The sequence below is a fragment of the Niveispirillum sp. SYP-B3756 genome, assembly GCF_009495745.1.
In the GTDB taxonomy this organism is placed as follows: Bacteria; Pseudomonadota; Alphaproteobacteria; order Azospirillales; family Azospirillaceae; genus Niveispirillum.
Window position 1 is genome coordinate 14561 of sequence record NZ_WIDQ01000013.1, and the last position, 25849, is coordinate 40409.

12 protein-coding genes are annotated in these 25849 nt (G+C 64.9%); 8 read left to right on the forward strand and 4 right to left on the reverse strand.

The window, feature by feature from the left end:
* Positions 1-135 precede the first annotated feature (135 nt).
* Genes GE253_RS19565 through GE253_RS19585 form a run of 5 tightly spaced genes read left to right on the forward strand, consistent with a single transcriptional unit; the run spans position 136 to position 13809 of the window.
* Entirely contained in the window at positions 136-7710 is a 7575-nt protein-coding gene (locus GE253_RS19565; RefSeq protein WP_153205837.1) for a phage tail length tape measure family protein, read from the forward strand.
* Positions 7710-9239 carry a hypothetical protein gene (locus GE253_RS19570; RefSeq protein WP_153205838.1) on the forward strand — a complete coding sequence of 510 codons (1530 nt, stop codon included), beginning with the start codon at positions 7710-7712 and terminating at the stop codon, positions 9237-9239. Before GE253_RS19565 ends, GE253_RS19570 begins: the two co-directional genes overlap by 1 nt.
* A gap of 1 nt (position 9240) precedes the next feature.
* Positions 9241-10101: a hypothetical protein gene (locus GE253_RS19575; RefSeq protein WP_153205839.1), complete on the forward strand. Its 861-nt coding sequence runs from the start codon at positions 9241-9243 to the stop codon at positions 10099-10101.
* Positions 10101-13016, forward strand: coding sequence for a LamG-like jellyroll fold domain-containing protein (locus tag GE253_RS19580; protein ID WP_153205840.1), 2916 nt, complete (start codon positions 10101-10103; stop codon positions 13014-13016). Before GE253_RS19575 ends, GE253_RS19580 begins: the two co-directional genes overlap by 1 nt.
* On the forward strand, positions 13006-13809 hold the full coding sequence (locus GE253_RS19585; protein WP_153205841.1) for a hypothetical protein: 804 nt from the start codon (positions 13006-13008) through the stop codon (positions 13807-13809). The genes GE253_RS19580 and GE253_RS19585 overlap by 11 nt, the downstream gene beginning before the upstream one ends.
* A gap of 129 nt (positions 13810-13938) precedes the next feature.
* On the opposite strand, the gene GE253_RS19590 is transcribed toward GE253_RS19585, so the two are convergent.
* Positions 13939-16410 carry a winged helix-turn-helix domain-containing protein gene (locus GE253_RS19590; protein ID WP_153205842.1) on the reverse strand — a complete coding sequence of 824 codons (2472 nt, stop codon included), beginning with the start codon at positions 16408-16410 and terminating at the stop codon, positions 13939-13941.
* Positions 16411-16605: 195 nt separating this feature from the next.
* On the opposite strand from GE253_RS19590, the gene GE253_RS19595 reads away from it, so the two are divergent.
* The 3 genes from GE253_RS19595 to GE253_RS19605 all read left to right on the forward strand — a co-directional run bounded on the left by GE253_RS19595 (position 16606) and on the right by GE253_RS19605 (position 20333).
* On the forward strand, positions 16606-17433 hold the full coding sequence (locus GE253_RS19595; protein ID WP_153205843.1) for an alpha/beta hydrolase: 828 nt from the start codon (positions 16606-16608) through the stop codon (positions 17431-17433).
* 63 nt (positions 17434-17496) lie between these two features.
* Positions 17497-18831: a winged helix-turn-helix domain-containing protein gene (locus GE253_RS19600; RefSeq protein ID WP_173012741.1), complete on the forward strand. Its 1335-nt coding sequence runs from the start codon at positions 17497-17499 to the stop codon at positions 18829-18831.
* Positions 18828-20333 (forward strand): peptide ABC transporter substrate-binding protein, encoded by a 1506-nt coding sequence (locus tag GE253_RS19605; RefSeq protein WP_153205845.1) that lies wholly within the window; start codon positions 18828-18830, stop codon positions 20331-20333. Before GE253_RS19600 ends, GE253_RS19605 begins: the two co-directional genes overlap by 4 nt.
* A gap of 24 nt (positions 20334-20357) precedes the next feature.
* On the opposite strand, the gene GE253_RS19610 is transcribed toward GE253_RS19605, so the two are convergent.
* The 3 genes from GE253_RS19610 to GE253_RS19620 form a co-directional block, all read right to left on the reverse strand.
* Positions 20358-21761: a glycoside hydrolase family 30 beta sandwich domain-containing protein gene (locus GE253_RS19610; RefSeq protein WP_153205846.1), complete on the reverse strand. Its 1404-nt coding sequence runs from the start codon at positions 21759-21761 to the stop codon at positions 20358-20360.
* Positions 21758-24046 carry a glycoside hydrolase family 3 protein gene (locus tag GE253_RS19615; protein WP_153205847.1) on the reverse strand — a complete coding sequence of 763 codons (2289 nt, stop codon included), beginning with the start codon at positions 24044-24046 and terminating at the stop codon, positions 21758-21760. Before GE253_RS19615 ends, GE253_RS19610 begins: the two co-directional genes overlap by 4 nt.
* Positions 24047-24281: 235 nt before the next feature.
* On the reverse strand, positions 24282-25787 hold the full coding sequence (locus GE253_RS19620) for a tryptophan halogenase family protein (RefSeq protein WP_348770902.1): 1506 nt from the start codon (positions 25785-25787) through the stop codon (positions 24282-24284).
* Positions 25788-25849 lie beyond the last annotated feature (62 nt).

Genomic DNA, 25849 nt, shown 5'->3' on the forward strand with positions numbered 1-25849 from the left:
ATTTAACACCAAGGGGCATGTCACATGACCCTTGGAGGCCAGCGACTGCTGGCTCAGCACCTCGTGGCGCGCGAAGCCAAGGCGGCGGAGCCGCCGCCCGGCGCTTGAGGGAACATTTAACAAGGACACCCTGCCATGGCCCTGCGTGTGGAAGCCGAACTGACCCTGAATGATGCCGGTTTCACGGCCGCCATGAAAGAGGCCGCCCGCCAGATGCAGGGCCTGCGCGATGTCGCCATCGAGGCGGGCGCAACCATGAGCAGGATGGCGTCGGCGCAGCAGGAGGCCACGCAGGCCATGGCGGACAGCAACCGCCAGACCCAGGAAATGGCCCGCAGCATGACCGATGCGGTCAACGCCCTGGCCACCGCCAGTGCGGCCATCGCCAAGCTGGGTGCTGACAGCAAAGGCGGCATCGGTGACAGCATCCAGTCGCTGGTCGAATGGACCCAGACCGGCCTGGATGTGGTTGATCTGGTGAAAACCATGACGCCCCATATGGGTAGCCTTGGCGCCGCGATCACGCGCGCGGGTACCCGGATGCTGGCCCTGGCCGCCGCCGGCGCGCCCGTCATCGCGGTGGTGGTCGCCATCGGTGCGGCGATCGGTGCCGCCTACAAGGCCTTTTCCGATTACAATCAATCCGTTCAGGCGGTGGACCGCGCCAACAAGATGGCGGTGGTCTCCATCGGCATGACGCGCGGCGCACTGGAAGAACAGGCCGCCGCCTCTGCCGAACAGGCCGGTATCAGCATCAAGGCGGCCCGCGACCAGCAGGCCGCCTATATCGCTACTGGCAAGATCAGCGGCGAGATCATGGGCAAGATGATCGGCATCAGCCGTGACTATGCCCTGGCCACCGGGCAGGATTCCAAGGAAGCCACGGCCAGCCTTGCCCGCCTGTTCAGCGATCCGGCCAAGGGGGCCGATGAGCTGGCCAATTCCATGGGCCTGCTGGACGCGGCCACCCTGGCCAATATCAAGAACCTGGCCGACATGGGCAAGGAGACCGAGGCCCAGGGTCTGCTGCTGGATGCGCTGGCCAAGCGGGCGAAGGAAGGTGCCGGCGAGATGACGCTGCTGGGCCGCGCCGCAGAGGCCGTCAGCACCTCCCTGGCCAATGTCTGGGACTGGATGGGCAAGAAGGTCGGGCAGCTTCTTGGCGAGCAGGTCAGCCCGGAAGAACAACTGAAAGACGCCCAAAAAGCGCGGGAAGACATAGCCGCCGAACTGAAAGATTGGCAGGACAATCGCCGCACAGAACCCTTTGCTCGCATTAACATTGCTTCGCTGACGAAGAACCTTGCCGAAGCCGAGGCCCTGGTCAGCCAGCATCAGGCCAAGGTGGACAAGATCGCCAAGGAGGCCGCAGACAGGCGCGCCCTGCAGGATGCACAGCAGGGCGGGCGCGAGGCCATGGCCCTGCTGGATCGGCTGGACACCGTCGCCGCCCGCAAGAAGGAATTGGATACCCAGATAAACACCCTGAAGAAGGGGTTGGTGGAAAACGCCAATGTTGGCGATGGCAACGATAAACGCCTGCAAGAGCAGATCGCCCGGCTGGAGGGCGCCAAGAATAGCCTGATGACCGACCAGGAAAAGTCGGCAATGCGGGCCGAGGCCGAGGCGAAGGCCACGACCATGAGTGCCGAAGCGCATGAACAGCTGATGGCCTCTGTCCGGGCGAAGATTGAACTTTCCGGCAAAGCGCTGACCGATGATGAGCGGCAGGTGGAGATCGGCAAGGCTGTGGCCCAGGTCACCAAACGCCAGGCCGACGCCCACCGCGACCAGGCCGAGGCCCTGCGCGACAAGGCCAAAGCCCTGCGTGATCAGCAGACCGAACAGCGCCAGGCCGTGGAGGCGGAAAAACGGCGGGCCGATGCTGCCGGCAAGGGTGAAGCGGCCATGCGCGCGGCCGAGATTGAAAATCAGGTCGCCCCCGTCCGGGAGCGCGACAAGGCCGCCGGCGATGCGTTGGAAAAGAGCCTGAAGGAGAAGGAAGCCGCCCAGGTGCGCGGCATGGCGAACGAAGCCATTGCCGATATGGACAAGCAGATACAGGCCAATAATGATCTGGCGGCGTCACTGGAGGCGGGTGCCGAAGCGGCAACCGAGATGACGGTTGCGCAATTCCGACTGTTCGCTGAGTCCAAATATGGACCCGCTGCCGCCGCAGATGTGAATCGGGCTGTGGAAGCCTATGAGCGGCTGCAGGCCAGCGGGGCGAAGCTTGATGACGTAAGGAAGAAAATCGCCCAGAACGCTGCGGCCGAAAAGGCCAAGGCAGAAGCCGAAGCCGCCGTCGCCAAAACCGCCGGCGAACTGACCGATGCCATCTATAACCAGTTGACCGGCAAGGGCGACAGCATCGTCGGCTGGTTCAAGAACCTGTTCAAGACCATCGCCGCCGAGGCGGTGAAAAGCCGCATCATCCTGCCGATTGCCACCGCCGTGGTGGGATCGATGCCCAGCCTGTTCGGCCTGGGCATCGGTGATGAGAAGGACGAGAACGGCAAGCCCACCGGCAAACCCACCATGTCCGGCTTGCTGGAAATGGCCAATGGCGGCGGCCTGGCCAAGCTGGTCGAGGGCATGGACAAGATGACTGCCAAGCTGGGCGACCTGTTCTCCGGCGGGCTGGATGGGCTGTTCGGCAAGGGCGGGCTGTCCAGTGGCGGGGAAAAGCTGCGCGCTGCCATGTTCGGCGGCGAAGGCACCAGCGGTCTGTTCGGTTCCGGTGGCACCCTGTTCGGGTCCGCCAATGCCGCCATTGGCGTTTCCGGCGCGCTGTCGGGCATCGGCACCGGCATGATGGCCGGGTCGGTCATGGGCATGTTGGGCATCGGCAAGGGCAACAGCACCGGTTCCGCCATTGGCGGTGCCCTGGGGGGGGCCATCGGGTCGTTTGTGCCGGGCGTGGGAACCCTGCTCGGCTCCATCGCCGGCGGGGCGCTGGGCAGCCTGTTCGGCTCCAAGCCTTCCAACAAGGAAGGCAGCGCCATGATCGACCTGAACAGCGGCAACTATCAGATCGGCGGTTTCACCGGCAAGAAATACAGCCAGGAAAACCGCGATACGGCCGGTTCCATCGCCGACAAGGTGCTGTCCATCAAGGATGCGCTGGAAAAGCAGCTGGGCGCGCAGATCAAGGGGTCCATCGCCGTGGGGGCGGGCAGCCGCGACGGGCTGTTTGCCACCTCGCTGAACAGCTCCACCCGCACCAGCTTTGATTCCTCCGAAGCGGGGATGAAGCAGTTGATCAGCTATGTGACGCAGCAATTCGTCACCGGCATCCAGGATCAGTTGGCACCGGAAATCTCCGCCGCCTTGGGCCGGGTCAATTTCTCTGACATGGAAAAGGCGGGCGCTGATATCGACTTCATCACCGGTTTCCGCGACAGCCTGAAATCGCTGAAGGGTGATATGGGGCTGGTTGATCAGGCCACCGCCCAGGCCAGCGCCCAGGTGAAGGAACAGGTCAACGCCATCCGTGCCTTCCACGACACGGCCGCCCGCCTGTTCCCCGATGCCATGGGCGAGGTGGACAGCACCCTGCGTTCCTATGTCGACGGTCTGATCGGCGTGCGCGAGGCCGCCCCGGCCATGACGGAGCTGGAAAGCGCCATGGCGGTGCTGGAAGCGAAGTGGAAAGCCTATATCCCGCTGATGACCGAGGTGGGCTATTCCACCGCCGAGGCGCAGCAATTGATGGCCGACGGGCTGGCCAAGGCCAAGGAAGGCGCCAAGGGCGATTGGGTGGCCGGCATGGACCGCGAGTTCAATTCGCTGACCGGCAATGATTACATCAACAAGGTCCGCGACCTGAAAACCAACCGCGACACCCAGTATCGCAATGCCGATGCGCTGGGGGCCGACCGCAAGCTGGTGGATCGCAATACCAATGCCGCCCTGAAGGGCGTGCTGGAAAACGCCAATCTGCGCCCCGACCAGTTGCAGGAAGCCATCCGCCTGTTCGGCACCGATTTCCCCGAAGCCGCCAGCATCGCCCAGGGCGCCCTGGACAAGCTGACCGGCAGCGTGACCGACACCGGCAAGGCCGCCGCCACCGCCGCCGCCACGAAAGAGGCGCTGGAAGGCCTGAAGGACCGCATGGCCAAGGCCGATGGCAGCGCCGACACCCAGGCCGGCGCGCTGGATATGTTCGACCGCGCCCGCGCCCGGGAGCTGGAAAGCGTGCGCGAACGCATCAAGGCCGGCGAAATCGGGGCCGAAGTGCTGACCCGGACGGAGGAAGTGCTGGGCGCCGAACGCGTCGCCCTGGCCAAATCCTATGCCGACAAGGCCAAGGCCATCGACACCGGCCTGGCCGACCGCGAATTCGCCCTGGCCAATGCCGGCAGCAAAGACGAGCAGATCAACGCCCTCAAGCGCAAGCAGAAGACGGAATATGACGCCGCCGTGGCCGCCGGCTACACCGCCGACCAGCTAGTCCGGCTGGCCAATGTGCTGGATGGCGAACTGAAACAGGCGATCGGCAACGCCACCAAGTCAGCTAATGACAATATTGACGAGCGGCTGTTCAACGCCAGCACCGACAGCAATACGCTGGAAGGGGCTCTGGCCGCTTTTGACCGGAAGACCAAGAAAGAGCGGGAGGAGCTTGTCAAGATCAGCGGTGCCAATCTGGGTGACTTCGACAAGGCCACCCATCTGGAACGCGGCGGGATCCAGAAGCAGTTCGACCTGAAGAACAAGGCCATCAATGATGGCCTGGCCGACCGCAAATTCGCGGTGGACAATGCCGGCAGTGTTGATGAGCAGATCAACGCCCTGAAGCGCAAGCAGAAGGCAGAATATGACGCCGCCGTGGCTGCCGGCTATACCAGTGATCAGTTGACCAATCTGTCCTTGGTGCTGTCCGGTGAACTGGCCCAGGCCATCGATCAGGCCAAGAAGGCCGTCAATGATGGCATCGCCGACCGTCTGTTCAACGCGCGAACCGATACCAACACGCAAGAGGGGGCGCTGGCCGCGTTCGACCGCCAAGCCGCCAAGGATCTGGAGATCGCCGGCAAGAATTCGGGTGCCAACCTGAACGATCTTAAAACCGCCATTGGCCTGGACCGGAATAAGATTGTCGATCAGTTCAAGAAGAAGTCGGACGATATTTTTGCTGGCTTTGCCGACCGTCAGTTCGCGCTGGATAATGCCGGCAGCACGGACGAGCAGATCAACGCCCTGAAGCACAAGCAGGAAGCTGAACTGAAAGCCGCCAAGGCCGCCGGCTATACCGAAGACCAGATGTCCGGGCTGGCCCGTGTGCTGTCCGGTGAGTTGGCCCAGGCCATTGATCAGGCCAAGAAGGCTGTCAATGACAACATCGCCAACCGTCTGTTCAATGCTGAAACCGACACCAGCAAGCTGCCCGGCGCGCTGGCCGCGTTCGACCGCCAAGCCGCCAAGGACCGCAAAGAGGCGGCAAAGACCAGCGGCGCCGATCTGGTGAGCCTGGAAAAGGCCATCGGCCTGGAGCGGGAAAAGATCGTCGATCAGTTCAAGAAGAAGTCGGAAGAGATCAATGCCGGTCTGGCCGACCGTGAATTCGCGCTGGACAATGCCGGCAGCACGGACGAACAGATCACCGCCCTGAAGCGCAAACGGGATATCGAACTGAAGGCCGCCGAGGCGGCTGGCTATAGCCGCGAACAGTTGCAGCGGCTGGCCAATGTGCTGGATCGGGAGGTGGCCCAGGCCGCCAATCAGGCCGCCAAGGCCATCAATGACCGCACTGACGACCGGCTGTTCAATGCGCAAACCGACACCAGCCAGTTGGCTGGTGCGCTGGCCGCCTTCAACCGGCAGGCCGACAAGGACATACTGGAAGCGAAAAAGACCAGCGGCGCCGATATCCTGAAACTGGAACGTGCCATCGGGCTGGAACGCGCCAAGCTGATCAAGCAGTTCGTTGACCGCGATCTGGCGGCCCTGAACCAGGCCGGCGGCACGCTGCGGCAATGGGTGGACAGCGTGCGTGCCGGCAACAGCACGCCTGCCGTCAACCGCGACATGGCCCAGCGCCAGTTCGACCAGCAGATGGTCCTGGCCAAGGGCGGCAATCTGGAAGCCATCCAGGGCCTGCGCGATTACGCCCAGCGGCTGATCGATGCGCAAACCCCCTATACCGCCTCGGGTGCCGATCGCCGCGCCATGGTGGAAGGCATCCTGTCGCAGATCGAGGCGCTGCCCGCCGTCAAAAGCTATGACCAGCAAATCCTGGATGAGCTGAAAGGCCTGAAAGACGGCATCAAGGTCGGCATTGATCTGACCGTCATCCGCACCATCACCGAAGCCCTGAACGCGCTGACCGATGAAGAACGCGGTCAGCTGATCAAGGCCGAGGATGTCATCCGCGCCATTGAAGAAAAGCTGAAGCGCCCGCTGAGCAAGGAGGAGCTGGACGAACTGGTCGAAGGCGGCGTCATCGCGAGCTGGGTCGAACAGACCCTGAAGCGCCCCCTGACCAATGAGGAACGCAGCGCCCTGCTGAAGGCCGGTTCGGTGGAGCAGAAGATCGAACAGACCCTGAAGCGCCCGCTGACCGCCGAAGAAGCCGCCCTGCTGATCCATGGCGGGCTGATCGCCCGCACGGTGGAGCAGGAGGTGAAGGATGCCACGGGCCGCAACCTGCTGCTGGCCGCAGAGGAGATCACACGCACCATCGAACAGGTTGTCGCCAAGGCCAAGCTTGCCGAGGGCGCAGCCTTGCTGGCGACTGAGGCGGTGACACGCACCATCGAACAGGTTGTCGCCAAGGCCAAGCTTGCCGAGGGCGCAGCCTTGCTGGCGACTGAGGCGGTGACACGCACCATCGAACAGGTTGTCGCCAAGGCCAAGCTTGCCGAGGGCGCAGCCTTGCTGGCGACCGAAAAAGTTACCCGCACCATCGAACAGCAGGTGACCCTTCAGGGGGCTTTGCTGGACGCGACGAACGCCAATGCCAAGATCGCCCTGACCGTCGGCGAGGTGGAGTTCAAAGGCCAGTCCATTGCCAACCGCTATCTTGCCGCCATCGCCTGGAACACGGCGAGCCTCATCGGCAAGGATGGGGGGGGGCTGCAGATCACCGCCGGCCCCGGCACATATGGTTACGAACCCCAGAAGAATTATGAGGGCCCTGCCGCAAAGCTGAATGTCGGCACCGCCGCCAACAGCAACAGCGCCTATGACGGCAGCAATGTGGTGACGGCGATCAGCAATCTGCAGACCTGGCAGGATCAGGTCTGGACTGTGCTGCGCGGGTATTTTACGGGCAGCAGCGGCATCTTCCTGGACAAAATACGCCACAACACGGCCGAAACGGTGAAGATGCTGGGCGGAACGCCTGGATACGACACCGGCACCGACAATCACCCCGGCGGCTGGGCCTATGTCCACCAGGATGAGTTTGTCCGCCTGCCGGGCGGATCGCAGGTCTTCACCAAGGCGGAAACGCTGGAACTGGCGCGGCTCAGCGCCCGGCGGCCGCGTCTGGCCGAGGGCAAGGCCGGCAGCGGGGTGGATCACGCCCGGCTGGCAGCCGCCATCGACCGGCAGGCCCAGGCGGTGGAACGCCAGAATGCCCTGCTGGAGAAAATCGCCGCCAACACGGCCGACGGGGCCGATGCCGCCGCCCAGACGGCCGCCATTGTCAGCAAACCGGCCCGCGTCAAGGTCGGCACCATTGCCACGCTGCGGAGGGCTGGTTGATGACCCATTGGCTGATGCGCGCCTATCCCTTTGATCCGGCGCTGGGAACCACCCGTACCGTCTATGCCTCCCTGCGCGGCTGGGTCAGCGAGCCGGACGAGACAGCGGCCGCCCCCAACACCTATTGGGACCGGCGCATCGATGTGCCCATGTCCACCCATGCCAGCCTGTGGAGCGGCGATGCCATCGGGGGCCGGTCCAGCGCCAGCTATGGCGCGGTGCAGGTGGCCAATCAGGATGGCGGGCTGGATCACTGGCTGGACTGGGCCTGGGACGGGCGCCGCATCGAACTGTGGCGCAGCGATGCCGCCCGCCCCCGCCACCTGTCCGATTTCACCTTGATGACCCGGCGCACGGTGGAAGAAATCGTGCCTGGTGACATGATCGAACTGGTGCTGACCGATCTTCAGGCCCGCTTCACCGCCCCGGCCCGGCGCGGCACCTTTGCCGGCACCGGCGGGGCAGAGGGCGGCGACAGCCTGAAGGGCCGCGCCAAGCCCTTTCTGCTGGGCCGGGCCCGGCGCTTTGAACCGCTGCTGATCGATGCCGAATTCAATATCTATATGATCGATCCGGCCGGGTTCCACGCGTTGCTGGCGGCCGATGATGGCGGGGCGCCCTTCACCATCGGCCCCGATGTCGCCGATTATGCCGCGCTGAAGGCGCTCAGCATGGCCAGCCTGGATCTGGCCACCGCCAAGGGGGCCGGCCTGCTGCGCCTGTCGGAAAAGCCGCGTTTCCGCCTGCGGGTGGAAGCCGAAGGCGTGGCACCCGATGGCAGCTGGATCTACAGCGCCGCCCAGCTGGCCCGCCATGCCGCCATGGCCTTTGCCGGGCTGGGGGGCGGCGATATCGACCAGACCAGCATCAACGCCCTGCACGCCTTGCAGCCGGCGGTGCTGGGCCATTGGTCCGATGGCGGCGGGGAGCTGGGCACCGATGCCCTGATCGACCGCATCATGGAAAGCATCGGCGGCCATTGGGGCATTTCCGCCGAAGGGCTGTTCCAGGTCGGGCGTTATGATCTGCCGGCCGCCAATCCGGTGGCCCGCTTCACCCGGCGCGACATGCTGAATATCGTGCCGCAGCAGGCGGCGCGGCGCATCAAAAGCGTGCGGCTCTCCTATCGCCCTGGTCTGGCGCTGTCCGAACAGGAAATCGCCCAGAGCATTCCCGCCGCCGTGCGCGAACTGGCCACCCAGGACCGCGAATGGACCGCTACGGCCAGCAGCCTGGCCGTGACGGGCGAAAGCCTGCTGGCCGAAGCGCTGGAAAAGGAAACCGGTTTTGATGCCCCGGCCGATGCGCTGGCCGAACGGGACCGGCTTCTGGCCCTGCTGGGCGCGCGGCGTCAGCCCTTTGACATCACCTTGCCGCTGAACCCTGGCACCGAGCCGGTGCGCATCGGCGACACGATTGACATTCAGCACCCGCGCTATGGGCTGGCCACTGGCCGCCGCGTGGTGGTGCTGCGGCGGGATGCGGATACCGCCCCCGCCATCCCGACCCTGACCCTGACGGTGCTGTGACATGGCGAACCTGACCATCCTTTACGATCTGGCCAGCGACAAGGGCAGCCTTTCCGGCAGCGGCAGCGGCTGGTCCGGCACGCTGCCGCCGGCCAATCTGCGCAATGACGATCTGGCCGCCGTGGCGCGCTATCTGGATATCAAGAACAGCCCGGCCCGGCTGGTGGCCGGGTTCGACCGGGTGCGCCCGGTCAATGCCTGGGCGCTGATCGGCCATAATGCGTCCAGTCTGGCCACTATGCGGGTGGGGCTGGCCGATGCGCCATCGCTGTCGCCCGTGGTCTATCAATCGCCCACGGCCCCGGTCTGGGAACCCACCATCGTCTGGGGCACTCTGCCCTGGGGGGTGTGGCCCTTTGACGGGGTGGACAAGGAAACATTCCCTGGCGCGCCCATCGCCTTTCACCTGTCGCCGGAAACCCATTACGCCCAATATGCCTTTCTGGACGTCACCGATCCCGGCAATCCCGACGGCTATTTCCAGGCCGGGCGGCTGATGATCGGCCAGGGCTGGGTGGCCCCGGATGTGGAAAACCATGATTATGGCTCCTCCGTCCAGGTCATCGACATGGCGGAAAAGATCCGCACCAAGGGCGGCCGCCGGCTGGTGGGCGAGGCCCCGAAATACCGCCAATGGGAAATCAAGCTGTCCTACCAGAGCGAGGCGACGGCGCTGGGCGTCTATCACGATCTGATGTGGCGGGGGATCAAGGGAGACCTGCTGGTCATCTGGGACAGCGACAAGGAACCCGCCATCCGCAATCGGCTGACCCTTTATGGCGCGCTCGCCGGCACTTCCCCCATCACCATTGTGGAGCATGACGGCTGGGACGTCGTGCTGCAGATCGAGGAGTTGATCTGATGCCCGTTACCTTGAATGGCCGCACCTGGGCCTTGAGCGATTTCGCCCCCTGGGGTTTCCGGCAGAACTGGATGCCGTTCTTTGAAGATCTGGTGGCAGAGCTGTCCGGGTTCCAGGGCGGCACCCTGCGCGACCAGGCCGCCGCCAGTGCCGCCAGTGCCGCCAGCAGTGCCGCCCGCGCCCAGGCCCTGGTGGGCAGCGCCGGCACCGGCACGGCCACCGGTCTGGTCTATGGCGCGGGCCTGAAATCGCTGGTGACGGCCGGGGATGTGGTTTCGGTGTTCGTGTATGACACGCGGCGCGACAGCGATGGCGGGGCCTGGGTGGAAAAATGCCGCTCCACCAGTTGGTATAATGAACCGCTGAATACCGCCACGCGCGGTGCCACGCGGCGTTTTCCGCGTGTGGCATTGATCGTGGCGCGGCGAGTGCAGCTGGATATTTACGATGCGCATGACCTGGATGCAGACGGCAAGCCCCGGTTATGGATGCGCTTTGTTGGCGCGCGTGGTGCTGCTACCGACGGGGAGCACCGGCATGTCACCGCGTGCCAGGGAAGGATTTACCTCTGCGCCCACCTCGGCGTTTTTGTGCTGAATTTCACTGGGGATGGGGTGGTCTGGTACGCAGGTTACGAAGGTGGTTTCGCCAGATGGCCCCATGGTCTGGCGCGACGTAACGAGACATTATTCTACGGTGCCCTGGACTTACAGTACCAGATCGGCCCTCCCGTGCAGGTATCGGCCAGGGTGCTGCCCGGTGCCCCGCTGGATCGCGTCGGGCTGCCCATTCCCACCGTGGCCGTGGCGACCAGCAGCGGCATATCGGTGATCCATCCCTGGGGGGGGGGCGTTAATATAACCCCCTCTGCGGCCACCCAGGTGCTGCTGCAACCGGACGGGCGGCTCTGGGTCAGCTCGTCGGCGGGGATTTTCGCTTACGGGTCGGTGCCGTACAGCGACATGTCCTTCGGTGGCTGGGTGCAAAAACGCTTTGACGTGGCGGGCACTTATCCCCGCCACCCGGCCAACGAGGCCCGGATGGGGATCGTCCATACGGGCGGTCTCATCTATGCCTCGACCGCGCAGGATGACAAGGGCCTGTCGGTTCTCAGCCCTGATGGCGGCAATCCAGCCAACGGCATGGTCGCCTACCTCACCAATCAATATGCCACCGGCTGGCAGCCGGGCGATATTCGCGGCGCCTGGCTGGGGGACAGCGCGACGGGCAGTGTGGCAGGGTCGGGCGAACTGGTGACCAATGGCGATTTTGCCAGCGGCACCACGGGGTGGAGTGCCGGCAGCAATGGCGGCGCGGCGGCCGCCCTGTCCATCGTGTCCGGCAGGCTGCGGGTGACAAACCAGGCCACGACGGATGTCGGCTATGCGGCACAGACGATCTCCACGGTGATCGGCCAGACCTATGTCATCTCTGCCGATGCTGCGCCGGGGGACGGGTATCCTTGTGATATTTCAGTTGTTGATGCCACCGGCATCCTGCTGCTGGATGGGGTGAACGTCCTGGCGGCGCGGGATGGCGCGCAGTCGCAGTTCACCGCAACAACTGCGACCAGCGCGATCCGACTGCGTGTCATCACCGCGAAGAGCGGGGATTATTGCGATTTCGACAATGTCTCGGTCCGCGTCGCCATGCCCGACCGCAGCTATAAGGGCCGCGGCCTGCGGGTCAACGGCATCGTGCAACGCACGGGCCTGCCCTGCGGCCTTTCGGCGATCACTGGTTTCGTTGCGGGAAACTATCTGGAGCAGGCTTACAGCGCCGATCTTGATTTTGGTACGGGGGATTTCGCTGTCATCTGGTGGGCTAAAAGCAGCATCGGCGATGGCTATTACCTGGACCGCGACAGCCCGACCAGCGGGGCGCGCTGGTCGCTGATCTCCAACTGGTCCAAGCTGACCTTTGCGGTGCATGATGGCGGCAGCGGGGCCAACGTGGCCTCGCTGAGTGATATTGTCGGCGATACCTGGCGCCTCTGGTGCGCGGTGCGGCGCGGCGGGCAGCTGGAAATCTGGTGCAATGGCGTGCGGGAGGGCACGGGCAATGCGACCGGCATCGGCAGCCTGTCCAACGGGGCGGCCAAGCTGCGGGTGGGGGAGCGGGTGTCCGGTGCCCCTAGCCCGGCCGCCGGCCTGTCGGCCGCCCTGCTGCGCATCACCGCCTCTGCCCCAACACCGGCGCAAATCCGCCGGATCTACGATGATGAACGCGCGCTGTTCCAGGCTGGCCAGCCGGCCCTGCTGGGCGGCACGTCCAACAATGTTGCCGCCCTTGCCAGCACCCCCGATACCGGATCGCTGCTGGTGGGCACGGGCGATGGTGTTTCCGTCATCTCCGGCCTTTCCCGCACGGCCTATTATGACGGGGCCAATACGGCCGGTGCTCTGGGCTCCGACAATGTGACCAGCCTTTCCGCTGCGGGTCCGTATCTGCTGGTGGGCACGGCGGCCAATGCCGGTGTCATCACTGAGGCACGGATCGGGCGCGACCTGATGGGTGGCGATGCCGCCAGCGCTTCGCCGCCGGCACCATCGGCTGTCACCATTGATGCCACGCCCACCGATATCAGCCCCCGGCTTTATGTTGGTGAGGGGGAAACCCGTGCGGTGCGCAGCCTGATCACCGCCCGTCAGTATGGCGCCAGTGCCACCCAGGCGGCGGCTTATGAGCTGCGCTATCTGGTGCGGCGCGATCTGGGCGGATCGCTGGCCCTGCTGGGGTCGGTCAATGTGACGGTGGTGCACGAGACCGCCGCCGGCATGGATGCCACCGTGTCGGTGGATGCAACGGCACAGACAGTCACCGAACGGGTGACCGGCCTGGCCGCCACGCGGCTGGTCTGGACGGTGGAACGGCAGGTGCTGCCGCTGACGATGGGGGAACACTATGCTGCGTAGTGTGGATGTGGGGTGCGGCGCCTATGGCGGCGGCTGGGTTGCACGCTGGACCCTGGTGGATGGCTGGCCGCGGTGTGTGGAGGCACCGCTTTCCATCGCCGATACCGATCCGGCGGCCCTGGGCGGTCAGGTGGCGGTGAACCGCGCCATCACCGGCCTGCTGGAGCAGGTGGAACGGTACGAAGCGGCGCAGCGGCTGCTGGAAAGCAGCGGTGACCAGCCGCCGCCGGCCTGGATCGACAGTGGCCCCGACGGCGCGGCGGTACCATCACCGGCCAGGGCGGCCTGGCAGGCCGCGCAGGAGGTGGTAGCGGCAGCCGACCCCGGCCTGCTGCACCTGGCCCGCACGCGGGCGGGGACATTGGCGGATGATGAAGCAGCCTTTGTGCTGGCCCTGCCGCTGATGCCGACGATTGCCGATCCGTGCGAGATCGCCGCTGATTTCGTTGCTGGTGCCTGGGTGCTGCGTCCGCTGACGGCGGCAGAGGCGCATCTATGGCCTTTGCAGCGCCGCCCCGCGCTTGGCAAGTTGGCCTTTGCGCGGCTTCTGGCGTCGGTTGTGGGTGAGACGCACGCGACCAGCCTTCTGTCTCCTTTCAGCGGCACATTGAGTCTTGCCGCGGAGATCGGCTTTGCCGACATTTTCGCGGACACGCCATCCGGCCCTGGTTATGCGCAACAGCTTGTCTTGTCAGGTGAAGTGACGTTGGCGGCAGTAGAGGCGTTGAAACAATCCTGGCCCCTGACCCTCCCCCGCCCGCTCCAAAACCAACCGCCGTCTCTCCAGAACTAAATGGAGCGCTTCACTGGGGCGCATCGATGAACGACACCATCATTTCGACCGGCGGTCGAGCTCCGCCATCGCAAAATACACCGACGCCTTGCGCAGAATCGCGTTCGCCTGGCGCAGCCTCGGAGCGGTTCAAACACCATTGTGTGTGGCCACCGTCCCTTCATAAAAGGCCAGTAACTTCTGCAAGAGCTGCTCAGACGGCAGGGCCTCGCCGGTGATCTCCCCCAGTTCGGCCCGCAGTAACTGATGGATCACCTGTTCCGGGCCTTCCCGGGTCAGGTTCTCGCTGGTGATGAAGGCTTCAGCCCCGACCATCAGGTCCGCCGCCAGCGCCCGTTGGCCCAACCGGGTGGCGATCAGCGCGCCGCGATCCAGTGTCCAGCCGATGGAGTAAGTGTATTGATAGCGCAGTTGCAGACGCAGCGCTGTCAGCGCTTCATGCAGAGCGGCTACCATATCCCCCTTGACCACCAGATAGGAGGCGAGATTGGCATGGAGTGTCTGCTTGATTGCTTGAGTGAGTTGTGGTGCCTCCGTCAAGGTTCTCCTTGCCACCGCCACCGCCCGGTCATGGTCGCCAGCTGCAAATTCCATTTCCGCCATGCGCAGTGCCGCCAGGGAGTGATAGAAGCCGATCTCCTCCCCGATGGACAGGGCCAATTCAAAAGACCTGCGCGCCTTTTCGAAATCGCCCTTGTTTGCCGCTGCCCAGCCGATCATCGACAGGGTGCTGGAGCGCGTATAGTCAAACCCGTAAGCGGCACAGATGGCCTCCGCCTCTTCCCAAAGGGCTTGTCCGGCCTGAAAATCGCCATTGTAGCGCAACAACCAACCGGCGCTGACGGCGGAATTGATGAACCAGCGGTGGTGACTGTCAATATGGGCTCGCAAGCCTGCAAGGTTGCGGTCGAATTCATGCTTCAAATACCAGGGGCGCTGCTGATGATGCGGCAATTGCAGCGGCACACCCTCCCCATAAAGCAGCATACCGATGGCGCCTCGCAGGGCAGGATGTGTCGTGTCATCACAGGCCTCCCAGGCGCGGATAAAATAGCGCGCACTTTCCGTATAAAGTCCCTGTAAGTTCCAGATACGCAGCGTGTCGATCACCAGTTCCTGCGCCCGATGGATATCGTGGCCGGCGAAACCCCAATCCAGTATCTCCCTGATATCAGCCATATCAGCCAGCAGTTCCGCCCGTCCCGTCCCCACCCGTTCCGACAGGGTGTGATATTGGTCCAGGGCTACCAGCAGCCAACTCATCAGGGCATGGTTCAGCCCTTCGCGCGCAATCAACCCGGGATCGCGGGCGATCACATACTGGCGAATGGTTTCCAGCAGCCGGAGCCCCGGCGCTTGTCTTTGCAACGGTCCGGCCACCAGGGAACGGGAGACAAGGCCGGCAATCAGCCCCGGCACCATTGCCGGCAGCAAGGGCGGCTGGCCGCAGACCGCCACTGCCGCCGCCACTGGCCAGGAACCGTTGAATACAGCCAGCCGGGACAATAGCAGCCGTTCATCGTCGGACAGCAGGTCGAAGCTCCAATCCAACATGCGGGCCAGACTGTCATGTCGGTAGCGGGCTGTCCCTTCCAGGGGGAGATGCTGCAGCCGCCCTTCCAATGCCGCCGATACATCCACCACCGCGCAATCGCGCAATTGCGCGGCCAGCAGCACCAGGGCCAGCGGCAGGCCATCTAACTGGCGGCAAAGCTGTGCCAGGGCCGGCATCTGGTCATCCGTCAGGGGTGGCCAGCCGGCCTGGGCATGGTTGCGCAACACCAGGGCCACGGCCGGGTATGATCGGATGATGGCGGGTTCCGCCTCCCCCTCCGGCGGACAGGTCAGGGGGCAGAGATTAAACAGCAATTCGCCGCTGATATTCAGGGGTTCCCGGCTGGTCAGCAGCAGATGCAGGTCCGGACAGGTGCACAGCAGGTTTTCCGCAAACTCCCCCACCTCATCCAGCAGATGTTCGGCATTGTCCATCACCAGCAGGGTGGGCTGTGCGGCCAGCGCCTCGCGGATGCTGTCAATGACGTCAACCTTCTGCACCCGGATGGCCAGGGCTGCCGCCGTCACCACCGGCACCAGCCCTGGCTGGCGTACCGGCGCCAGTTCCACATGCGCGACGCGCAACCCTTCGCAGGCGGCAGCCCCGGCCAGGGCCAGACAGGTTTTGCCCACCCCGCCGGGTCCGACGATGCTGACCAGCCGTGACCGGGCCAGCAACTCGCGCAGGCGGTTCAGGTCGCCATCACGCCCGACCAGGGCCGGCACCGGGGGTGCGCCGGCGTCGGTTGACAAGGGGTCCAGCGGCAGGGTCAGGCGATAGCCTGCACCCGGCACATTCTCCACCGCTTCGTCACCCAGCGCCTTGCGCAGGGCCCGCACCTGAACCCGCAGATTGCCGGCGCTGACCGTCAGCCCCGGCCAGACAAGGGCCGTCAATTCATCTGCCGACAGGGCCTTGCCACCAGCACCTGCCAAGGCGAGCAACAGATCGAAGGCGCGGTCGCCCAAGGCAACCACCTCCCCATTGCGTAAAAGCCGCCGTCGGCCGCTATCCAGCAGATAATGATCAGGCTTCACGAAAGGCATACTCACTCTCGGCAGGGCGGTGGGGCCTGTGGTGGGGCGGATTTAGCTTATGTTACATTCCAGCGAGACTGATTTTATGTCTTTTAACACGCCGAAATTCTTTTTCCGCTGAATAGTTCCGCTTGTCGTAGAGGGGGCAGATATCGGGCTTCCCCCGCCGGCAGACAGCAACCAGCACAAAGGCGGAGAATGGCCATGGGTACGATCACCACCGATGATGGCACGCAGCTCTATTACAAGGACTGGGGCAGCGGGCGCCCTGTCGTGTTCAGCCATGGCTGGCCGCTGAATGCGGATAGCTGGGAAGCGCAGATGCTGCATCTGGCCTCCAACGGTCTGCGCACCATCGCTCATGACCGGCGCGGCCATGGGCGGTCCAGCCAGCCCTGGCATGGCCATGACATGGATACCTATGCCGACGATCTGGCCCAGGTGCTGGAGGCGCTGGATGTGCGCGATGCGGTGCTGGTCGGCTTTTCCACCGGCGGCGGCGAGGTCACCCGCTATATTGCCCGCCATGGTCGTGCGCGGGTGTCCAAGGTGGCGCTGGTCGGGGCTGTGCCGCCGCTGATGCTGAAGACGGATGCCAACCCGGCCGGCACCCCGATGGAAGTGTTCGATGGCCTGCGCACCGCCAGCTTGGCCGACCGGTCGCAGCTTTACAAGGATATCGCCAGCGGCCCCTTCTTCGGCTTCAACCGGCCAGGCGCCAAGCCGTCGCAGGGCATGATGGACAGTTTCTGGATGCAGGGCATGATGGCCAGCCACAAGGCGACATATGACTGTATCAAGGCCTTCTCTGAAACCGACTTCACCCAGGATCTGCAAAAGTTCGACGGGCTGCCCACCCTGGTCATCCATGGCGATGCCGATCAGGTGGTGCCCATCGATGCCGCCGGCCGGGCGGTGAAGAAGCTGCTGCCCCATGCCGAACTGAAGGTTTACGAAGGCGGGCCGCACGGCGTAACCGACACGCACAAGGACCGGCTCAGCGCCGACCTGCTGGCCTTCGTTTCCAATTAAGGTTAATCTGCCGGCCCTGTACCGTTGCGCACAGGGCCGGCATCAGGGCAGATGGGGGATGGGATGCTGCCGGAAGCAGGAACCGCGGAAATCGCCATCGGCGCCTTTCAATTCCAGCCGGCAAATGGTCGCCTGACCTGCCGCAACGGCGTGCCCGTGCCCCTGGGCAGGCGCGCCACGGCCATTTTGTCGGTGCTGGCGGAAAATATCGGGCGCGATGTTTCCGCTGCCCATCTGCTGGATCGCATCTGGCCGGGGCAGATTGTCGACCCGGCCAATGTGGCAGTGCAGATTTCCGGACTGCGCGCAGCGCTGGGGGACAGCAATGGCTCGCTGATCCTGACGGTGCATGGGCGCGGTTACCGGCTGGCCATACCGGCGGCCGGCAGCACCCGCCCGGTCGGCAATATTCCGCATATGCTGGGGCCGCTTTCCGGTCGGGAGGTGGAACTGGCCAATGTGTTGAAACTGATGCGCCGTGACCGGTTGCTGTTGATTGCCGGCCTTTCCGGCACCGGCAAGACGCGGCTGGCCTGTGCGGCGGCCCGGCTGCTGGCCGATGATTTTCCCGATGGCCAATGGCTGGTGCCGCTGTCAGGCCAGGGCCTTGCCGATGCGGATATGCTGGCCGCCCATATTGGTGGCCATCTGGGGTTGCTGGGTGGGGCGGTGGGACCGGTTGCCACCCTGCTGGACCGGATCGCCGACCGTGCCTGCCTGTTGCTGCTGGATGGTGCCGAACTGCTGGGTGATGGCGCGCTGGATCTGGTGCGCCGCCTGCTGGACGCCTGCCCCCAGGCGGGGGTGCTGATCACTTCCCACACGGCGCACCGGCGGCTGCGTCCCTTCTGTGTACGTCTGTCGCCTCTGGGGATACCGGTGGCAGGCGCGACACAGCCCAACGCCGCCACCGGCCTGTTTTTGGAGGCGGCAAGCGCTGCCGGGCTGGATTTCCAGGATGAGGTCGGGGCTGCGCCGGCCATCGCCAGCATCTGCCGCCATCTGGGGGGCGTGCCGCTGGGGGTGGAAATCGCCGCCCGTGCCTGTGGCCTGCTGGGCCTGTCCGCCACGGTGGAGGCCAGCCGCGACCCGGTGCGTGCCCTGCCCGGGATGCGGCGCCCCGGCCCGTCGCGGCATTATTCGGTGGGGGCCGCCATGGGCTGGGCTTTCAACCTGTTGAGTGGGGCAGAAAGGCGCGCCTTGCGCGTCCTGTCTGGCCTTGAGGATGAATTCAGCCAGGATATGGCCGATCATGCCCTGTCCGGTGACTGCACCATCCGACTGCCCGGCGGGCTCTCTGCCTTGCAGGAAAAATCCATGCTGGAACGGGCGGGCGACGGGTTCAGCCTGAACCCGCTGGTCCGCGCCTTCGCCCAGGGCCTGCGCGCGCCATCATGAAGAACATAGCGCTGGCCGCCCTGGCACTGGCGCTTGCCCTGGCCGGACCGGCGCTTGGGGCAGAGGTTCTGCGCATCGGCATCGGGCCGGAGCCGGAAACGCTGGACCCGCATCGCGGCCTGACCCTGGGGGCCGGGCGGGTCTTGCAGGAACTGTGCGAAGGGCTGCTGACCCGCGATGCGTCCGGCCATACGGTGCCGGGTGTGGCGGAACGCTGGGAGCGCAGCGCCGATGGGCTGGTCTGGACCTTCCATCTGCGCCAAGAGGCCCGCTGGTGGAATGGTGACCGGCTGGTCGCCGATGATTTCGTGCGCGGCTGGCGCCGGGCGGTGGACCCGGCCACCGCATCGGGCATCGCCGATCTGTTGGACGGCGTGGACAATGCCACCGCCATCCGCCAGGGCCGGCTGCCGCCGGAACAACTGGGCATCCAGGCGCTGGATGCCGACAGGGTGCAGGTACGGCTGGCCCGCCCGCTGGCCGATTTCGACATGGTGCTGGCCCACCGCATCACCTTGCCGATACATGGGCCCACCCTGGCCAGGGCGGCGGACGGGTTTGCAGCCATGGACCAACTGGTCTGCAACGGGCCATACCGGCTGGCCGGGCACCGGTTGCACAGCGCCTATCATTTGGTGCGCAACGATTTTTACCATCGTCCGGCCGCGATGGCAGCGGTGGAACTGGTGGTCAGCGACGGGCCGGAGATGGAACTGAACCTGTTCCGCACCGGTGCCTTGCACGCCACCAGCACCCTGCCCGGTGCCATGGTCGGTTGGGCGCGCCAGGAGATGCCGGAAAACCTGCATATCCACCCCTGGACATTGCTGACCTATCTGCGCGCCAGCCCCAACGGCCCGGTATGGCAGGAAAACCCGGCCTTTCTGGAGGCGTTGGCGCTGGCGCTGGACCGGGAGCAGTTGACCGCCCCCAGCCAAGGCCGTGCCGTCCCCGCCCTGGGGCTGGTACCGCCCGGCCTGTGGCGGGAGGAGGTGGCTGGTATGGTACAGGAAAGTGCCGCCAGCCGTCAGCAGGCTGCTCGTGCTGCCCTTGCCCGCGCCGGCTATGGCCCCAACCGGTCGCCGCCGAAGGTGGAAATCCTCCACGCGACGACCGAACCGGTGCGGCAACGCGTGGTGGCGATTGCCGCGCAGTGGAAGCAGGTGCTGGGGGTGGAAACAGATCTGGTGGGGCAGGAGTCCCGCATTGTCGCCCAGCGTGATTCAAACGGCGATTTCAGCGGCTTCGTGCTGAATGCCTGGGTTTCCTATGCCCCTTCCTACGCCCTGGCCCCCTTCGTGCCGCCCGACATGGCCATGCCGGCGGATGAGGCGGGGTTGCGTGCGCTGGAACGGAAAATCCTGGACAGCCACCGGATCATCCCAATCAGTTTCGGCAGTTCCCAGCGGCTGATTTCCCCCACCCTGCGTGGCTGGCGGGACAATGTCTACGACATCCACCCCGTCAGCCGCCTATCCCTGGCCAGGGATGGATCACGCTGACAGGGTGGGTTGCAGGCCCTGCGATCACCAGACGAAGCTGCCCGCCGCGCGGGGCGGCAGTTGCGTCTTGAAGCGTTTGGTCCCATCGGAGATGACAAACCGGGCCGGCTTGTCCCCATGGTTGTAGGCGACCAGCACCCGGCTGCCGTCCGGGTTTTCAAAGGCGACACTTTCCACGTCACCCACCTCCGCCGTGGCGGCAATGCGCACGGCCCCCGGTTTCACGAAGCGGCTGGCATGGCCGAAGGCGTAATATTCCTGGTTGCGGGTGATGGCACCCGTCTGGCTGTTGATGGTGACGATACCCCGGCAGGTATCGCAGCCGCCGGCATAGGGCCGGTTCTTCTCATCCAGTGCCAGATTCCACATCAGCACGCCCCGCGCGCCATAGCGGGTGGAGCCGATGATCAGCTTGCGCATCATCCAGGCGAAACTGTCGGCATAATCGGGCGCCCATTCCCCGCCGGAACATTCGGTCAGGAAGACCTCCTTCTCCGGTGCGGCTTGCTGCACGATGGCCTGGGCCGCCACCTGGCCATTATAGCAGTGCCAGGCCACGCCGCTGACATAGCTGTTCGCCTTGGCGTTGGCGAATACGGTCAGCGGCTGTTCCGGCTGGTCCCAATTATGATCCCAGTCCAGCAGCTTGGTCTTGATACCCTGCGCCGCCAGTTCCGGCCCCAGATGGTCAGCGAAGAAGCGTGCGCGGTCGACGGCCCGCCAGCGCATCCCCGGATAATCCTTCGGCTCAAAATCCGGTTCGTTCTGGATGGTCAGGTAATCGGTCGGCACGCCCTGGGAGGCGGCCTCTGTGATGTACCGGGCGAAGAAGCGGGCATAGACGGGGTACGCCTCATCCTTCAACTGCCCCTTGATCAGCGAACCGGTAGTTTTCATCCAGGCCGGCGCGCTCCAGGGGGAGGCGACGATTTTCAGGTCGCCATTGATGGACAGCGCCTGCCGTACCGTGGGGAAAACATGTTCGGCGGGCCGCTTCAGGGAGAAATGCTGAAGGTCCGGGTCGGGGGCGCCGCCCGGCGCATCATCCAGGCTGTAATGATCCAGGGAGAAATCGGACGCGCCGATGGTCAGCCGTGTCAGGCTGAACCCCAGCCCGCCCTCCTGCCGCCCGAACAGTTCCGCCAGCAGGGATTGGCGCTGGCTGTCCGTCAGTTTGGTGCGGATCAGCCAGGCCGAACTGTCGGTGATGGCCGCCCCGAACCCCACCATGGTCTGGAAGCGTTGGACCGGATCGACGGCGATAACCGGCAGGCCGGTGGCGGCGCCGGGGTTAACCGGCGCCTGTTCGGTGAGGGAGAAGCGGCGGTCGCCGCTGGTGATCCAGGCCCGCATCGGCTCCGCTGCTGCTGCCAGTTGCGGCAGCGACAGCAGGGCCAGGGCGGCGGCGATGGCGATACGGGTTTTCATGGCTTGCCCTTCCATGCATCCAGCTTGGCTTCCCCGGTCAGGGCCTTGTCGCCGGCATGGCCGCCGACATAAAGCCCATAGCTGCCCTGGGGCAAGCGCCAGCCGCCGGCCTTGACATCATAATCGGCCAGCACGCGCGGATCGACTGTCAGGCTGACGCGGCGCGTCTCTCCGGGGGCAAGGTCCAGCTTCTTGAACCCGGCCAGCCGCAGCATGGGCCGGCGTTCACCGGCCTGCACATAAAGCTGCGGCGTATCGGCCCCGGCCACCTGTCCCTTGTTGGTGACATCGAAGCTGACGGTCAGGCGAACGCCTCCCTCCACCTTCAATTTGCCATATTGGAAGCTGGTATAGGACAGGCCGTAACCGAAGGGGAACAGCGGTTTCTGCCCCTTTTCAGCGTACCAGCGGTAACCCGCGGCAGCCCCTTCGACATAATCCACGGCAAAGGGTTTGATCCTCCCCACCTTCTGGCCATTGCGCCCGGCCTCATCCAGGGTGGCCTGTTCGGCAAAGCCGGGGGCGGACGGGCGGGGGGCCTGGCTTTCAGCGGCAGGGAAGGTCATGGGCAGGCGACCGGACGGGTTTACCTCCCCAAACAGGATGCGGGCAATGGCTTCCCCGCCGCGCTGGCCGGGATACCAGGCGGCCAGCACCGCCTTTACCTTGTCCAGCCAGGGCATCAGCACTGGGCCACCACTTTCCAGCACCACCACCGTTTTCGGGTTGGCCGCCGACACCGCCTCAATCAGCGCATCCTGCCCATCCGGCAGGGCGATGGAGGGCGCATCCTGCGCCTCTGTCTGCCAGTGCCAGGCGAACAGCAGCACGGCATCGGCCCCGGCGGCTGCCTTGGCGGCGGCGGCCGGGTCTTTGCCATCCACATAGGTGACATCCGCCCCCGGCAGCATCGCCTTCACAGCGGCCAGCGGGGAAGAGGCGTGCCAGGTGACGCGCACGAAGGAGGCCGCTTCCCCGCCATTCAGCGGGATTTCCACCGGCGCCCCGCCGACCGAGCGCACCTGCGATGAACCACCGCCCGACAGCACGCCGACATCGGCATGGGCCCCGATCAGCACCACCTTGCGCGCCGATTTGGCCAGCGGCAGCAAGCCATCATTCTTCAGCAGCACGGAACCGCGTTCCGCCACCGCCTGGGCGATCTGGGCATGGGCGGGGTAGTCGATCTTCTGTTCGCTGGCGGGGATGGGGTTTTCCATCAGCCCGGTCTGGATCACGCCATAGAGTACGCGGCGTACCATATCATCCAGCCGGGCCGGCTTCACCTTGCCCTCGGCCACCGCCTTTTTCAGATCCTCGCCGAAGAAGATCTGTGTATCCAGTTCCTGGCCGGATTGCTGGTCCAGCCCGGCATTGGCCGCCTTCACCGTGCTGTGCACGGCACCCCAGTCGGACATGACAAAGCCGGGATAGGCCCAATCCTTCTTCAGCACCCGGTTCAGCAGGAAGTCATTCTCGCAGGCCCAATCACCATTCACCTTGTTGTAGGCGCACATGACAGAGGCCGGCTTGCCGCGTTCAATGGCGATCTGAAAGGCCAGCAGGTCGCTTTCCCTGAGATCGGCTTCACCGATGCGGGCATCCATGACATGGCGGCCGGTTTCCTGCGCATTCAGGGCGAAATGCTTGATGGTGGAGATGATGTTGTTGGATTGCACGCCGCGAATGCTCTCCCCGGCCAGCACACCGCCCAGCAGCGGGTCTTCCCCCAGATATTCAAAATTGCGCCCGGCCCAGGGGTCGCGGGTCAAGTTCACGCCACCGGCCAGCAGCACGTTGAAGGTCTTGGCCCGTGCCTCCGCCCCGATCATGGCACCGGACTTAAAGGCCAGTTCCGGTTCAAACGTGGCGGCCAGCGACAGGCCGGACGGCAGGGCGGTGGCCGTGTCGCCCTTGCGCTGTTCCACCTGATTGGCGACACCAAGGCTGGCATCGCTTTCCCGCAGAGTGGGGATGCCCAGACGCGGCACGCCCGGCACATAGCCGGCGGACGGGATCATGTCTGCCGGCGGGTTCTTGGTCTGCGGCGGGAACAGCCCGTGCAGATAGGTGATCTTCTCCTCCAGCGTCATCTGCCGCACCAGCGCATCGGCGCGTGCCCAGATCGGGTCATGGGCACGCGCGGCCAGCGGCGGGCTGTCAGCGGTGGGCTGGGGATTGCTGGCTTGGGCGAAACCCGCCGGGCTGAAGGCCAGCAGGGCGGCGATGGCGGTCGTCAGGCAAAGCTGGCGCGCGACCAGCGATGGCTGGCGGTAACGGGGCATGGTTCTCTCCCTCGGGGTTTATGGGGTGCCCGCCGGGGCGGGGTGAAAAGGCGGTTGGGGATTGCTGGAGTGGTTTTATTTTTGGTGGGGGCATGGGGCCTTCGCTTCCCGTCCCTTCCACCGTCACCCCGGCGAAGGCCGGGGTCCAGTATCGTAGAGCAAAGCGCCTGTGGCCCCTGGACCCCGGCCTTCGCCGGGGTGACGGTGCAAACAAGTAATGATGGGGAGGAGAGTGTCACCCCACCCCGCAAATCCGTTCCAGATAGGCCGCATGGCCCGGCATCACGGCGACGCATTTGCCGATGACGCCTGTGATATTGCTGAGATATTCCGCAATCTCCGCATCCTCCTGCACCCGCACCAGCGGGTCGGGGGAACGGGGGATGATGCCCTGGCCTAAGAAAACCTGAATCCAGCTTTCCTCGGCAAACAACTCCTCATCCTCACGGAAGATGCGGCCACAGGCGGCGAACAGGTCGATCTTGCGCTGCAGCGTTTCCGGTATGTCCATGTCCCGGCAATAGCGCCAGAACGGCGTGTCATCCCGCGCGGTCGCCTTGTAATGCAGGATGATGAAGTCGCGGATACGCTCATACTCAAAATCGCTCTGGCGGTTGAATTCCGCGATCACCGCCGGATCAAAACGGCCATCGGGCATCAACCGCACCAGCCGGATGGCGGCGGATTGGATCAGGTGCAGGCTGGTGCTTTCCAGCGGTTCCAGAAAACCACTGGCCAGCCCCACCGCCACGCAATTGCGGTTCCAGAGTTGCCGGCGCTTGCCGGTGGTGAACTGTATCCGCAACGGGTCGGCCAGGGCCGGCCCATCCAGGTTGGACAACAGGATACGCTCGGCCTCCGCCTCTTCCATGAAGGGGCTGGCATAGACATGGCCGTTGCCGGTGCGGTGGCGCAGCGGGATACGCCATTGCCAGCCGGCCCCGTGTGCGGTGGCGCTTGTATAAGGCGTCATCTCCCCCGGCTGGCGGGCGCAGGGAACGGCCAGCGCCCGGTCACAGGGCAGCCAGTGGCGCCAATCCTCGTACCCGGTTTTCAGCGCCTGTTCGATGATCAGGCCCCGGAAACCGGAACAATCGATGAAGAAATCGGCCGCCACTTCTCGCCCATCGGCCAGGGTGACCGATTGCACGAAACCATCCTCGGGCCGCAGATGCACCGCCCCGATGCGGCCTTCCAGCCGCTGCACGCCGGCCTTTTCCGCCATCTCCCGCAGATAACGGGCATAGAGCCCGGCATCGAAATGGAAGGCATGGGCGATGTGGGACAAGGGCGAATCCGGCAAATCCGGCCGGGCCCGCATGAATTTGCCGGCCCGCGCGGCAGCCGTATTAATGGCCAGCCCGTCGAAATCCGGAGCCTTACCCTGGGCCTGCTGGTGCAGCCAGTAATGGTGGCAGCGCAGCCAGCCCAGATCCTGGCCGATGGGGCCGAAACCATGGATATAGCTGTCACCCTGCCGGTGCCAGTTTCGAAACTCGATCCCCAGCTTGAAACTGCCCTGGGTGCGGCGCAGGAAATCATCCTCGTCCAGACCCAGCAGCTCATTAAACCGCTTGATGGCGGGGATGGTGGCCTCGCCCACGCCGATGGTGCCGATCTCATCGGATTCCACCAGCGTGATCTCATAAAGCCGTTTGAACAGGCGGGAGAACAGGGCGGCCACCATCCAGCCGGCCGACCCGCCCCCGACGATCAGGATTTTCTTGATCTGTTGCTGCACAGGGCAAACCTTCCAACTGCCAGAGGGAAGGGGGCCGGCATCCCCAATGCGCGGGATGCCGG